The organism is Curtobacterium sp. S6, assembly GCF_000710345.2.
Taxonomy (GTDB): Bacteria; Actinomycetota; Actinomycetes; order Actinomycetales; family Micrococcaceae; genus Rothia.
This window is the reverse complement of sequence record NZ_KL537415.1, coordinates 183,059-197,110: the sequence shown is the minus strand read 5'-3', so window position 1 is coordinate 197,110 and position 14,052 is coordinate 183,059. Positions and strand designations below refer to the sequence as shown.

Here is a 14,052-nt window from a genome sequence, read left to right as displayed (position 1 = left end):
CCACAACGTCCGTGCGTGCTACTTCGGGTCGCGCTGCGTGAAGGAGAAGTACCCCAGGATCAGGGGCACCACCGACCACACCGCGTACCAGAGACCCGACTCGACGTACTTCGGGTCGGTCTGCGACTCGAAGGGGTTCGTCAGGTTTCCGCTCAACTGCTGCGGGATGTAGCTCTGGAAGTCCCGAACCCATTCCCACTGGAAGGGCATGAGAATCAGCGGCAGGATGAACAGCAGGACCACGAGGATCACGATCGCCCCGGCGTTATTCCGGATGATCGCGCCCAGGCCGATGCCCATCCACGCGGTCAGAACGAAGACCACGATGAGGCCCAGGATGTTCATCAGCGTCTGCTCTTCGAACAGGCCGAAGGTCAGGTCCACGCCCGAGAGCACCCACTGCGCCATGAGCCAGGACAAAACCCCGGAGACGATCGCGGCCACGATCGCGATGATCGTGATCTGCACCGTCTTGGCGACGTAGACCATGCCCCGTCGGGGAACCGCGGTCAGGGTCGAGATCACCGATTTATTGGCGAATTCAGACGCGATGAAGACTACGGCCATCGCGGCCAGGATGATGTAGGCAAAGATATAGCCCGAATCCACGGCCTGCCGTCCGTAGGCGGCGGGATCGCCCAATTGCATCAGGTAAGGATCCGGCTGCTTGCCGTTCTTGATCGCGTCGTCCAGCGAGGTCTTAATGGTGCGGGCCTGGTACGCCGTCAGCGCGGAGAACCCGGCCATCAGGACCACCGTGATGATCAGCATGACCCAGCTCGAGACCAACGTCCGGAACTTCAGGGACTCGGCCCGCAAGGCGCCGATGAACGACAGCTTGTGTTTCGATTCTTGGGAACGTGCGGGCTGCGACCCCCGCGTTTCGCGCGTATCTACGCTCGTGCTCATTGCTTACTTCTCCTCCTGGTTCCAGGGGGTGTCCTGTTCGGTGGAGTGCGCCGGGGTATAGCCGGGATCCTGAGGCCCTCGGTTCACGGGAGCCTGCGACGTCGCACCGTTGTTGTGCGCGGCGCCCGACCCGAGGCCGGCGTTCGGATCCGACGAGCGGTATTCGACCGAATCGTGCGTCATCGACATGTAAACCTGTTCCAGGCTCGCCTGCTGCGGGGTGATCTCCCAGAGCAGGGCGCCGTGGGACTGGGCCCGCTGGGCGACCTCGCGCCCGTTGCCTCTGACGATCAACGAACCGTCCTCCCGCTGGGTCACCCCCACCTGATCCTGGCGAAGGGCCTCGGCGAAGGCCTGGGGGTCGTCGGTGCGAACCAGAACCTGCTCGTCTCCGGTCTGGTTCAGGAATTCCTTGAGCGGCTGATCCGCCAGGACCTTGCCCTGGCCGATCACGATCAGGTGGTCGGCGGTCTGCGCCATTTCCGACATCAGGTGGGAGGAGAGGAACACGGTCTTGCCCTCTGAGGCGAGGAAACGTGCCATCTGGCGAACCCAGATCACGCCCTCCGGATCGAGGCCGTTGACCGGCTCATCCAGGATCACCGTGGTCGGGTCGCCGAGGATCGCGGTGGCGATGCCGAGCCGCTGACCCATGCCCAACGAGTAGCCGCCAACCTTTTTGCCGGCGGCACTGCTCAGGCCCGTAATGTCGATGACCTCGTCCACCCGCGATTTCGGGATGCCGTGGGTCAGCGCCATCGCGCGCAAGTGATTGACACCGCTGCGGCGCGGGTGAACCGCCCGCGCCTCGAGCAACGCCCCGACCGTCGTGAGCGGGGATGAGAGATGGTTGTATTTCTGTCCATCCACGAGTGCCTCGCCCGCGGTCGGTTTCTCCAAACCCAGGATCATGCGCATCGTCGTCGATTTCCCGGCGCCGTTCGGCCCCAAGAACCCCGTGACCTTGCCCGGCTGGACAGAAAACGAGATGTCATCGACGGCACGTTTGGACCCATACTGCTTGGTGAGGCCAGAGACCTCGATCATGGTGGCTCCTTCCTTACCCGGTATTGACCGGGGAAAATGTCGTCCGCTACCACCCTAAGGGCAAAAACGCCCCGTTCCCCTGGAAATTCAGGGAACCAGGACGTTTTTCATACCTGGGTATGAGTGCTTGTTACCCTCCGGCTCTACCCGCGGTGGTAGAGACAGCTCTCACCCGATCGTGGAACCGCCCTCCGGCACCGTCAGGAGGCGTGGTCGGATTCGGCCCACCAGGCCTTGAGCCTCCGCTCGGCCTCTTCCTCCCCCAAGCTCCCTTCGTCGAGCCGGAGATTGAGCAGAAAGTTATATGCCTTGCCGACCATGGGTCCCGGCGCGATGCCCAGAATGCTCATGATCTGCTGGCCGTCGAGGTCGGGCCTCATGGCCTCGAGCTCTTCCTGCTCGGCCAGCTCGGCGACCCGACGTTCGAGGTCGTCGTAGGCCCGTCCGAGGCGCTGCACCTTCCGACGGTTCCTGGTCGTCACGTCGGAGCGCGTCAGGCGATGCAGGCGTTCGAGCTGGTCTCCGGCGTCCCGGACATACCGCCGCACCGCCGAGTCGGTCCACCCGGCCTCGCCATAACCGTAAAACCTCATGTGAAGCTCCACGAGGCGACCGACGTTCTTGATCGTCTCGTTGTCGAAGCGCAGGGCACGCATGCGCTTCTTGGCCAATTTGGAGCCCACGACGTCGTGGTGCCGAAAGCTGACCGAGCCGTTCTTCTCCATCTTCCGGGTGGCCGGTTTCCCGATGTCGTGCATCAGGGCCGCAAAACGCAGGGTGAAGTCGGGGCTCGGTACGGCGCCATCGGGGCCGGTCTCGAGGTCGACGGCCTGCATCATCACCGTCAGGGAGTGCTGGTAGACGTCCTTGTGATGGTGCTGATCATCGGTTTCCATCCGAAGGGCCGGGATCTCGGGCAACACGTGCGTGGCGAGGCCGGTGTCCACGAGCAGCTCGACGCCGCGGCGGGGATTCTTGCCGATGATCAGCTTCACGAGCTCGTCACGCACGCGCTCGGCGGAGATGATCTCGATCCGATCGGCCATACCGGTCATGGCCTGCACGACCTCCGGAGCCGGATCGATGTCCAAGCGAGAGACGAATCGGGCCGCGCGCATCATGCGCAACGGGTCGTCCGAAAAGGAGTCCTCCGGAGTGCCCGGGGTCCGCAGGAGCCCGGCGGAGAGATCCTTGATCCCGCCGTAGGGGTCCACCAGTTCCAGGCTCGGCAGTCGGAGCGCCATGGAGTTGATCGTGAAATCCCGACGGAAGAGGTCGTCTTCCAGCTTCCGGGCAAAGGCGACGGCGGGCTTCCTGGAATCGGCGTCGTAGGCCTCGGCGCGGTACGTCGTCACCTCGATCATGGCATCGCCCTTGCGAAGGCCGATCGTGCCGAAGTCGCGGCCGATTTCCCAGTGGGCGTCGGCCCACCCGCGGGCGACGTCGAGGGTTTCGTCCGGCGTGGCGTTGGTCGTGAAGTCCAGGTCGAGCGCTGCCTGGCCCAGAAAGAGGTCACGCACGGGGCCGCCCACGAGGGACAGCTCAAATCCCCGGTCCTCGAAGAGCTTTCCGAGTTCGAGGGCGACGGGATGGATCGATGAGCTGTCAAAGAGGTTTGCCATAGTGCTTAAATCGTGCCAGAAAACCGGGCCCGCGGCGCGCCCGCCGCCGTCATCCACAACAAGACCTCGTTCACACGGACCCTCATCCAGCACGTGTCAAGGTCGAACTCTGTAAGGTGGACGTATGACTTTTCCAGTTCCCCGGGCGCCGAAGAAGCGGGCATTCACCCCGCCTTCGCCCTTGCCCACGGTGGAAGAAGTCTCTGCCGGGGGTATCGTCGTCGACCTTGAGACCGCGAATCATCCCGTCGCCATCATTGCGCGCATTAACCGCGGCGGCCGCCTGGAGTGGTGTCTCCCGAAGGGACACCCCGAGGGCGAAGAAACCAACGAGGAAGCCGCCTGCCGCGAAATCGAAGAGGAGACGGGGATCGCCGGACGAGTCCTCGCGCCACTCGGTTCCATCGACTATTGGTTCACCGTTTCCGGACACCGGGTCCACAAGACGGTCCACCACTTCCTCCTCCAAGCAACCGGTGGTTACCTCACCACGGAGAAGGACCCCGATCACGAGGCCATCGACGTTGCGTGGTCCAATATCGACGATCTCGGACGCAAGCTGTCTTTCCCGAATGAGCGTCGCATCGCGGACATCGCCAGGGAATACATCATCCATCAACTGTAGAAACGTGTGGGTGGTGCCCCCGACGGGGACGCTCCCATCCTTCATCGTTAGGGCTTAGCAAATATGGCACGTACCGGTGCTCGTTCCAGCGCCATTATGGCCGCGGGAACCATGGTTTCGCGCGTCCTCGGCTTCGTAAAGACGATGCTGTTGGCCGTCGCCATTGGCGCTTCAACGACCACCGGTAACGTCTTCGCCCTGGCCAACACGCTGCCGAACCTCATCTATGTCCTCGTGGCCGCGGGCATGTTCAACGCCGTGTTGGTTCCGCAGATCATCAAGGCCTCCAAGAAGCCCGACGGCGGCGCGGATTACATCTCTCGACTGCTGTCCCTGGCCGTCATCGGGCTGGCCGTGGTCACCGCCATCGTGGTCCTCTGCGCGCGGCCGATCATTTCGGTCATGGCGAGCGACTGGTCACCCGAAAAGCTCGACATGGGCACCACCTTCGCGCTCTGGTGCTTCCCCCAAATCTTCTTTTACGGGCTGTACACGGTCGTCGGGCAGATCCTGAACGCCCGAGGCGCCTTTGGCGCGTATATGTGGGCTCCGGTATTGAACAATATCGTCGCCATCGCGTCGTTGCTGGTGTTCATCATGCTGTTTGGTACCTGGCAGACCGGGGACCACGACCCGGCTCACTGGACCACCGACAAGACCTTCTGGTTGGCCGGAATGGCGACCATCGGCGTCGTGGCGCAGGCGCTCATTCTCTTTATTCCCCTCAAGGCATTGAAGCTCGGTCTAGGCATCAAGCTCGGGTGGCGCGGCATCGGGCTCGGCACGGCGGCCCGGCTCGCCAGCTGGACCCTGGCCACCGGCGTCGTGGCCAACCTGTCCTTCCTGTTCCTCGCGCACATCGCGACCACCCCGGAAGGATTCCAAGAGAAGTACGACCACCCGATCGCCGGCAACAACATGCTCGATCAGTCGACGATGCTCTATCAGCTGCCCCACGGGGTGATCGGCTTGTCGATCGCCACCGTCTTGTTCAACCAGATGTCCCGACACGCCGACAACAACGACGACGCCTCGCTGGTCCAGACCCTGTCCCGTGGCCTGCGCATCAGCTCGGTCGCGACGATCTTCTGCGCGGTCGCCCTCGTGGTGTTTGCCGGGCCGGTGGGGATGCTGTTCGGCGGCGGCGATCCGGCTCAGGGAGCGGTCGTCGGCCAGGTGATCTCGGTGATCGCCCTCGGCGGCCCGTTCCTCACGATCGCGTTCATGATGGGCCGAGCCTTCTACGCCCACGAAGACGCCAAGACTCCCCTGATCAATCAGGCCATCTCGGCGGTACTGGTGATCGTCTTGGGCTTCCTCGTGGGGCGCGTCCAACCGCAATACATCGTGTTCTGCCTCGCGGGGCTCTACGCCGGACAAAACATCCTGGCGACCCTGCTGTTCCACCGTGGCTTGAAGAAGTGGCTCGGCGATTATGACCTGGCGAATATCGTCAAAACCCACCTCCGGGTGACGATCTCGGCGATCTTCGCCGGCGTCTTTGGCTATATTGCCCTGCATCTGATGGGCGGCGGATCGTTCGACGGGTTCGCGTGGCACAGCCAGATCACGGCGTTCGTCACGGTCGTCATCGGCGGAATAGTCATGGCCCTGGTCTATCTCGGGGCCCTACGAATGTTCCGGGTCCGGGAGATGGAAGGAATTCTTCGCCCGGTCTTGGCACGAATTGGTCGCTAGATAAGGCCACATGGCCGGTACGCCGGTATCATCGAACTGTTACTTCGACCCAAACAGCGCGGGGGTTACTTTTGACGCAGGCTATCCAACTCGGCTCAGTCCTGGGCGGCCGCTATAAGGTGACCGGTCAGATCATCACCACCGCCGCGCAGGATCAGGTCCTCGATGGCAAAGATCAGGTCCTGGAACGCAAGGTCTCGATCCTTGTCGCGAGCCCTGACCACAGCGACCTCCTCATCGAAAATGCGCGCGACGTCGCCACGGGCTCGCGGTCCGGAAGCCTTCAGGTGCTGGACCTCGGCCAGTCCGACGAGGTCACCTATCTGATCACCTCGCACGCCCAGGCCAACGACCTGTTGGATCTGCTGTTGACGGACCATCAGGACGACACCTCCTCCGACAACGAGGAGCTCGGCGGCCAGATCTTCGGGGGCACGGATGCCCCTGCCGCTCCCGTCTCTGATTACGAGCAGGTCGGCACCGAGACCTCGCCCCAGGCCAAGATCGACGAACGCCAGGAGGAAGCCGCGGCTCCGGTCACCGAGTGGACCGATGCGGACTACGAGGCCTTCGGCGAGGAGCCTCCCGCGCGTCGCTCGTCCCGCGGGTCCTCGAGCGGCGGAACCCTCTTTGATCGCGCCGCGACCGACGTCGCGGGTGGTGCCACGGCGGCTTCCGCGGCCTCGTTGCGGGGCTCTGACTCCAGCTACGACGGCGACAACCGCTACGACTACCAGGAAGATTTCGAGCCGGCCCCTACCTATGAGGACGACGCCGAGTTCGAAGACGATTACCCCGAGGAGGACGCCGAATATTACGGCGACGACGAGGAGTACTACGACGAGGACGAGTACGAAGACCGTCCCCGGCGGCGAAGCTTCATCGGGCTGTGGATCACCGCAGCCGTCATCGTCATCCTGCTGATCCTGCTGGTGATCTTCGGGTTCAGCCGTCTCGGCAACCTGGTCTCGAGCTCCGGTTCCGTGCCCAGCGGCACGGTGACCTCGGCGGCCAGCCAGTCGGGTTCGGAGAGTTCGGATTCCTCCAGCAAGGATTCCTCCGGAGCGGCACCCCAGATTGATTCCGTCTCCCGTGTGGTCCCCGACGACCCCACCTTGATGTCGGACCAAGATGCCACGTTGCCCAAGACGTATGACGGCAACGCGTCGTCCTACTGGACCAGCTACGGCTTCTCCTCCCCCACCTTCGGCGAGTTGATCAAGGGATTCGGGCTGGCGACCAAGCTTCAGGAGCCGGCGAAGGTCAATCAGGTGACTATCGATTCGCCCAAGAGCACCGGCGGTCAGTTCACCGTTTACACCAACGACTCCCCCACCCTGGACGGCGCGACCAATGCGGGCCAAGGAACGTTCCAGAACGGGCAGACCACGGTTGATCTCTCCGACGAGGCTAAGTCCAAGGACTCCAGCTACGTCATCATCTACGTCACGCAGCTTCCGCAGGTCTCCTCCCCGATTGGCGGATACAACTACGGCGTCCACATCGGCGAAATCGCCGTCAAATAGCCTCCCAGTAGGCCAGATTCCCTGCGCCCCTGCCCGCGGCGTCTCCGCGGGTTGGACGGGGCGTCTCGGGGCCGTCAGCGGCGTTTCGTCGGTGCACGACGGTGGGCTCGGGGACGCGGAATATTCCCGGGGCCCCGCGGGTTTCATCATCAGATCATCAACCAGCCGAACCGTCAGGATGGCTTCGGCTCCCGGCAACCGCCATGACATGGCCGTCACGAAAGGAATTCAGTGAGCGATAGCGTCTTTTCACAAGGTGCAGCACCGTTGATCAATCTCTCCGAGAAAGACGCGGAGGCTCCCCGCCAGGCGGATTCCGAGTCCACTGTCGTCCACGACGTCGCGATCATCGGTTCCGGCCCGGCCGGGTACACGGCAGCCGTCTACACGGCACGGGCAAATCTCAACCCCGTCGTGTTCGCGAGTTCTGTCGAGGCCGGCGGCGACCTCATGACCACCACCGAGGTGGAGAACTACCCCGGATTCATCGAGGGCATCCAGGGTCCCGAGCTCATGTCCAACATGCAGCAACAGGCCGAACGTTTCGGCGCGGATATTCAGTACGAAGACGTCGAGAGCGTCGAACTCGAGGGCGACCTCAAGAAGATCACGTTGCAGGACGGCACCGTGCACCACGCCAAGTCCGTCATCATCTCGACGGGTTCCGAGTACCGCAAGCTCGGTCTTGAGGACGAAACACGGCTCTCCGGGCACGGCGTGAGCTGGTGTGCAACCTGTGACGGTTTCTTTTTCAAGCAAAAGCCCATCGCCGTGGTCGGTGGCGGAGATTCGGCCCTCGAGGAAGCCCTCTTCCTCACCAACTTTGCCTCCAGCGTGACGATCATTCACCGCCGCGATTCGCTCCGTGCCTCAGAGATCATGCAGGAACGCGCGCTCAACAACCCCAAGATCACCTTCGTCTGGGATTCCGCGGTTGTCGGCATCGAGGGCGAGAACAAGACCGAAGCGCTTCAGGTCAAGAACCTGAAGTCCGGCCTGACCCAGCGCCTCGAGGTCGAGGGCCTATTCGTGGCCATCGGCTCCGATCCCCGCACCAACCTCGTCAAGGGACAGCTGGATCTCACGCCCGACGGAACCATCGCCGTGCAGGGCCGTTCTTCCAAGACCAACATTCCTGGAGTCTTCGCCGCGGGTGACGTCATTGACCCCACCTACCGTCAGGCCATCACGGCGGCTGGCTCCGGTTGCGTGGCCGCAATCGACGCGCAACACTACCTCGAATCCCTCTGAACCAACCCACATCGGTATCGCCAGATACCCCACATCCGAAAGGAAACACCATGAGCAACGCTAAGGCTGTTACCGACGCCTCCTTCGAAGAGGATGTCCTCAAGAACGATCGCCCCGTGATCGTCGATTTCTGGGCCGAATGGTGCGGCCCGTGCCGCCAGGTCGGACCGATCCTGGACCAGATTGCTGAGGAGCACGCCGAGAAGGTCGACGTCGTCAAGCTCAACGTCGACGAGAACGGTGAGACGGCCGCTAAGTACGGCATCACCTCGATTCCGGCGATCTATGTCTTCAAGGGCGGAGAGGTCGCCAAGACCTCCATCGGCGCCAAGCCGAAGGCCGTCCTGGAGAAGGAATTCGCCGATTTCCTGGCGTAATGACGCCTCCTGAATAGGAAAAGACCCGCCGTGTTTCACGTGAAACACGGCGGGTCTTTTGTTGTTTACGACGGCCCGGAACAGCTCCAGCGGGACGTGACTACTCCCCCTCGATCTCCGGATCCAAGACGGAAATGATTCGGTTCAGGTCCTCCACCGAGGCGAATTCGATGGTCATTTTGCCCTTGCGAGATCCGAGATTGATCTTGACGCTTGTGTCGAGCTTGTCGGCGAAGGCGTCGGCGATATAGTCCAACCTCTCATGATGCCGATGAGGCGTGACAGGCTTCCGCGCCGGCTTTTCCTGTTTCTCTGCCGCGCCGGACTGGATGATTTCCTCGACGGTGCGAACCGACAGGCCCTCCGCCACAATCCTCTGCGCGAGCTTTTCCATGGCGGCCGGGTCGCTGAGACTCAACAACGCTCTCGCGTGGCCCGCCGACAGAATCCCGGCGGCGACACGTCGCTGAACCAATGCAGGGAGTCGCAGAAGGCGAATCGTATTCGAGATTTGCGGACGTGAACGGCCAATGCGCTGTGCGAGTTCATCCTGCGTCGTGCCGAATTCGTTGAGTAGTTGCTGGTAGGCCGCGGCCTCTTCCAGGGGATTCAACTGGCTTCGGTGTAGGTTCTCCAGAAGGGCGTCGCGCAGTAGGTCCACGTCCTGCGTATCGCGCACGATGGCAGGTATTGTCTTCAGGCCGGCGCGCTGGGTTGCCCGCCAACGCCTCTCACCCATGACCAGTTCATATTTTTCCGTGCCCTCTTCGGAGCTCGGACGAACGACGATCGGCTGTAAGAGGCCGATTTCACGAATCGAGTGGATCAGCTCTTCCATCTCGTCTTCGTCGAATTCTTGACGGGGCTGCTTCCTGTTGGGGTGGATCTCCCCCACCGGGATTTCCCCGAATTGAGCTCCGGGAACGTTGACAAGTTCTTCGGACCCCGACTGATCGTCCCCTTTGCCCGCCTTCTTTGTCTTGGCACCGGGCTTCGAGCGCTCACCATCCTGGACCCCGGGCTTGTGCGTTTCACGTGAAACGTCATCTTCGGACGACCAGGGAGTCTCATCCTTCGGGGGTTCTTCAGCGCTCTCCGCGCCGCTCTTTTGCTCCTGAATGGCTTCTGAGGGCTGGAAGAAGAAGTCGACGGGGCGACGACCGCCCGAACTCTTACGAAGAGCAGCACCCATATCCGCCCGAGCACCAGTCGACTTGCGCGTCTGGCTCTTCTGGGCGGTTGACGCCTTCCGCTGGCCGCCCGAACTCTGTGTTTCACGTGAAACCGGGGTCTCCCCCTTCGACGACGTGACGCCGGTCTGTGCCTTCTTCGAGTCGTCCGCCTTCTTCACCGCGGGCGCCGACTTCTTCGCACTGCGGGTCGTCGTCGATCGAGTGCCGGATGGGCTAGACGAGCTGGTCTTCGCGCCGACGCTAGAACCTTTCCTTCCCTTGCCGCTCCGAGTTTCGGCGGCCTCGTCGGGACTCGGATTCGTTTCACGTGAAACAGACGCTTCCTTCGATACCGTTGCGGCCTGTTTCTCGGCTTCGTTATTGACTTCTTGCTCGGAGGCGGTCGGTATGAGCGATCCCAAACCACGCCCAAGGCCTCGACGACGTTCTGCCACGATGCTCCTTAATGTTCAGCCGGATAGGACCTCAGTCTATCGGGACTTCGCACGACTTCGGGCGGCTATCCACAGTGTCGGTCATATTGGGCAGACAGTTCCGTCTATGTTTCACGTGAAACGCGTGCCCCGGCCGGCAGACAGCTCACGGTCGACCGTAGGCAGGCCATGAGGATCCGTCTGATGAAATGCCGAGATGACGGCCGACCGGTATCATCGGGGGAGAGCGGACCCGCCCTCCCATCAGTATCGACGTTCCTCGTGCCGTGTGTGGAGGAATGAGGCAGAACAGCACGGCCTAACCATGTTTCACGTGAAACCTGCTATGCCCAGCGGAACGCGGCGGCCTCATCGCGGCCCTTCGCAACGATCCCCTCCTCCACGCGAGCAGTGCGCTCCGAATACGTGAACTCGCGGCCCGGACAGAGCCTAATCTTTTCCTGCAAAGAACCCCGATGAGGTTCCCTACGTGTCGATGCCGTTTCATGGTGTTTCACGTGAAACACCGGATCCGAGCCCTCGGCCGGGGCTACGGTCACGGTCATGGCTAGGGCTAGGGCTAGGGCTACGGCCACGGCCACACCTATAGCTACAAGAGCCTTGCCTCACGCCATGGTTTCACGTGAAACACGAACCTCCGAAACCCCAAACCCGCCAAGGCCCACAACCTCGTATTGGCCAAACGACGCAAAAAGGGCCCGACACCCACGGGGTGTCGGGCCCTTCATGGGCAGGCTACTGCGCGCCCTTATGAGCGATTTCGACCGCCGCCTCCAGGTAAGACAACGCTCCCGTGGACTGCGGGTCATACGTCAGTACGGTTTGCTGGTAGCTCGGCGCCTCCGAAATGCGTACCGAGCGGGGGATGACCGCGTCGAGAACCTGATCCGGGAAGTGCTGCCGAACCTCGGCAGCGACTTGAGAGGCCAAATTGGTACGGCCGTCGTACATCGTCAACAAGATAGTGCTGACGTTCAGCGTGGGATTGAGGTGTTTCTTGACCAGCTCGATGTTCTTGAGCAACTGGCTGAGCCCTTCCAATGCGTAGTATTCGCACTGAATGGGTATCAAAACTTCCTTCGCGGCAACGAATGCGTTGATCGTGAGAAGGCCGAGGGACGGCGGGCAGTCGATAAAAATGTAGTCCAGGCGGGGGAGACCCTGCTCCTCGCGATATTTCGCGTAGTCCTGGATCGCACGGTCCAGCCGTTGTTCCCTCGCCACCAGGGAGACCAACTCGATCTCCGCGCCGGCAAGATCAATATTCGATGGCAGGCAATACAGGTTGGGGTATTCGGGACACTGCTTGACGACGTCGTGCATGGGTGCCGCGTCGATCAGCACATCGTAGGTCGAGTCCACCTCGACCCCATGCTCAATATTCAGCGCCGTCGAGGCATTCCCCTGGGGATCGATGTCCACCACGAGGGTCTCGAATCCGCGATCCGCCATCGCGGCCGCCAAATTCACCGCGGTGCTCGTTTTACCGACGCCGCCCTTTTGGTTGCTGATGGTGAAGACTCGGGTCTCTGCGGGACGAGGAACCGGTTGTTTCGCCAATTTCTTCCATCGCTTTTTTTCGTTCATCAGCTCTCTCGCAACGGGGTACTTCAGGCGGTCCGTGATCTTGATATTGGACGTTATGGCTTCAACCGTTTCACGTGAAACATGTCGACTCTGATCCGGAACAACCGGTTCAGTTTGGTCTTGCGGGTTCGGCGGCATTTCCGCGTCCGTTGGATCTGGAGCCCTATGTCGTCCTGCCACCAGCGGTACCCCTTTCACGATCCGGAGATTGATTCCACATCACACCAGAGTACCCGGAACCGGCAATGGAAACAGTCGGGGTCCTCCGTGTGGATGATTCTCCCGGCGATCCGCGGGCCACGGGCCTCCGTCACGGTGTGGGGGCCTCAACCCAGGCGAGCCATCTGCGCGCCGGATAGCACGAGCGGCCGCCGACAAACGCCACGGTCGCCCGGCAGCGGGGGAGTGCAGGGACCCCTACAGGTCTACGCGGACCACCGTCGTGGCCTGTTCCAGGATCGCTTCGCCCACGGTCAAGATCTCCGTGGAACGCACGCCGTATTTATTGAGTTTTTTCTGCGCCTTGGTCATTTCTTCCTCGGCGGTCCTGCCCTTGAGCGCGAGAAGACTTCCGGTTCCACGCAAAAGCGGGAGCGTGATGTCCAGCAGGCCCACCAAGGCGGAGACGGCCCGAGCCGTCACGATGTCCACCTCAAGGTCGCCCACAAACTGCTCACCGCGACCACGCAAGAGTTCAACGTTATCCAGGCCGAGGTCGTCGACCACCTCTTCGAGCCAGATGATCCTGCGCTCCAGGGGTTCGATCAGGGAAATCTGGAGATCGGGCCGTGCGATCGCCAGGCACAGCCCCGGAAGGCCGGCACCCGAACCGACATCTGCGACCCGCGCCTCAGCCTGAATCAGGGATTCAACGACGGCACAGTTCAGGACGTGACGCGACCACAGCCGAGGGACCTCACGGGGCCCAATGAGGCCACGTTCGATCCCGCTGGTCGCCAGGTGCCCGACGTACAGTTCTGCGAGCTCCAGGCGGTCCCCAAAGACCGTTTGAGCGGCCTCGCGCTCCGCGCCCGTCAGCTCAGTCTCCGAATTCACTCTGCCGCTCCGCCCCGCTCGCGCGCAGAGATCACGATGTGGCGCTTGGCCCCTTCGCCCTCCGACTCGGAGTGCAGCCCGTGTTCGGCGACGACGTCGTGCACGAGTTTGCGCTCGTACGGGCTCAGCGGCTTGAGATGTTGGGGTTCCCCGGTCTCCTTGACGGACGCGATCGCTCGCTCGGCCATCTCCTGCAGTTCGTTCCCGCGGCGGTCACGATAGCCGGCGATGTCGAGGATGAGACGGGATCGTTCGCCCGTTGACGCCAGGACGGAAAGCCTCACGAGCTCTTGGAGGGCGTCCAGAACCTCACCGCGGGGTCCCACGAGGAGCTCGAGGTCGTCCTCGTTCTCTTCGGTCACGACCGACAAATATGCCCTGTTCTGACGGACCTCGATGTCGATGTCCCCATCTAGGTCCGCGATGTCCAGGAGCTCTTCGAGGTAGTCGGCGGCGATTTCGCTCTCGTCTTCCTCCGCGGTGTCTTCTTCGGCCTCCGTCGCATGAGCGTCGGCATCGCCGTCCGCCGGCTGCGGGGTCAGGTCCGCGTCGGTCGCCTCCGCGGCCTGGGCCGCTTCATCCGTACCGGCGGCCGGTTCCGCCACCCCAGAATTTTCGGTGCTCTCTGCGCGGTCTTCGTTGTGCTCGACCATTTCCAACTCCTGCTTCCGCGTCCGTCAGTCCGACGCAGCTATCGGTTCGGGCACGTAACGCACCCGCAAGGGAC

The 14,052-nt window shown here is 62.3% G+C and carries 12 protein-coding genes; 5 read left to right on the top strand and 7 right to left on the bottom strand.

Annotation, left to right across the window (positions count from 1 at the left end; all coding sequences use genetic code 11):
- Positions 1–18: 18 nt before the first annotated feature.
- The 3 genes from CURSPS6_RS11830 to CURSPS6_RS11820 all read right to left on the bottom strand — a co-directional run bounded on the left by CURSPS6_RS11830 (position 19) and on the right by CURSPS6_RS11820 (position 3,578).
- Complete coding sequence (locus CURSPS6_RS11830; protein ID WP_030016479.1) at positions 19–909, bottom strand: ABC transporter permease subunit; 891 nt, start codon at positions 907–909, stop codon at positions 19–21.
- A 3-nt stretch (positions 910–912) separates the two neighbouring features.
- Positions 913–1,956 (bottom strand): ABC transporter ATP-binding protein, encoded by a 1,044-nt coding sequence (locus tag CURSPS6_RS11825; RefSeq protein ID WP_082470550.1) that lies wholly within the window; start codon positions 1,954–1,956, stop codon positions 913–915.
- Positions 1,957–2,156: 200 nt separating this feature from the next.
- Positions 2,157–3,578: a CCA tRNA nucleotidyltransferase gene (locus tag CURSPS6_RS11820; protein WP_030016475.1), complete on the bottom strand. Its 1,422-nt coding sequence runs from the start codon at positions 3,576–3,578 to the stop codon at positions 2,157–2,159.
- A 124-nt stretch (positions 3,579–3,702) separates the two neighbouring features.
- Here CURSPS6_RS11820 and CURSPS6_RS11815 point away from each other — a divergent pair, with 124 nt between their 5' ends.
- From CURSPS6_RS11815 to trxA, 5 genes are all read left to right on the top strand, one after another.
- Positions 3,703–4,203: an NUDIX hydrolase gene (locus CURSPS6_RS11815; RefSeq protein ID WP_030016473.1), complete on the top strand. Its 501-nt coding sequence runs from the start codon at positions 3,703–3,705 to the stop codon at positions 4,201–4,203.
- Between the two features lie 63 nt (positions 4,204–4,266).
- Positions 4,267–5,901 (top strand): murein biosynthesis integral membrane protein MurJ, encoded by a 1,635-nt coding sequence (gene murJ, locus CURSPS6_RS11810; protein ID WP_030016471.1) that lies wholly within the window; start codon positions 4,267–4,269, stop codon positions 5,899–5,901.
- Between the two features lie 71 nt (positions 5,902–5,972).
- Positions 5,973–7,427, top strand: coding sequence for a hypothetical protein (locus tag CURSPS6_RS11805; RefSeq protein WP_030016469.1), 1,455 nt, complete (start codon positions 5,973–5,975; stop codon positions 7,425–7,427).
- Positions 7,428–7,697: 270 nt separating this feature from the next.
- Entirely contained in the window at positions 7,698–8,678 is a 981-nt protein-coding gene (trxB, locus tag CURSPS6_RS11800; RefSeq protein WP_051688025.1) for a thioredoxin-disulfide reductase, read from the top strand.
- A gap of 50 nt (positions 8,679–8,728) precedes the next feature.
- A complete protein-coding gene (gene trxA / locus CURSPS6_RS11795) occupies positions 8,729–9,055 on the top strand; it encodes a thioredoxin (RefSeq protein WP_030016463.1) in 327 nt (108 codons plus the stop codon).
- A gap of 100 nt (positions 9,056–9,155) precedes the next feature.
- Here trxA and CURSPS6_RS11790 read toward each other — a convergent pair whose 3' ends face one another.
- The 4 genes from CURSPS6_RS11790 to CURSPS6_RS11775 form a co-directional block, all read right to left on the bottom strand.
- Positions 9,156–10,682: a ParB/RepB/Spo0J family partition protein gene (locus CURSPS6_RS11790; RefSeq protein ID WP_235503773.1), complete on the bottom strand. Its 1,527-nt coding sequence runs from the start codon at positions 10,680–10,682 to the stop codon at positions 9,156–9,158.
- Positions 10,683–11,417: 735 nt separating this feature from the next.
- Positions 11,418–12,407, bottom strand: a complete 990-nt coding sequence (locus CURSPS6_RS11785) for a ParA family protein (protein WP_082470546.1) — start codon at positions 12,405–12,407, stop codon at positions 11,418–11,420.
- A 279-nt stretch (positions 12,408–12,686) separates the two neighbouring features.
- A complete protein-coding gene (rsmG, locus tag CURSPS6_RS11780; protein WP_030016460.1) occupies positions 12,687–13,325 on the bottom strand; it encodes a 16S rRNA (guanine(527)-N(7))-methyltransferase RsmG in 639 nt (212 codons plus the stop codon).
- On the bottom strand, positions 13,322–13,978 hold the full coding sequence (locus CURSPS6_RS11775) for a protein jag (RefSeq protein ID WP_082470544.1): 657 nt from the start codon (positions 13,976–13,978) through the stop codon (positions 13,322–13,324). Before CURSPS6_RS11775 ends, rsmG begins: the two co-directional genes overlap by 4 nt.
- Positions 13,979–14,052 lie beyond the last annotated feature (74 nt).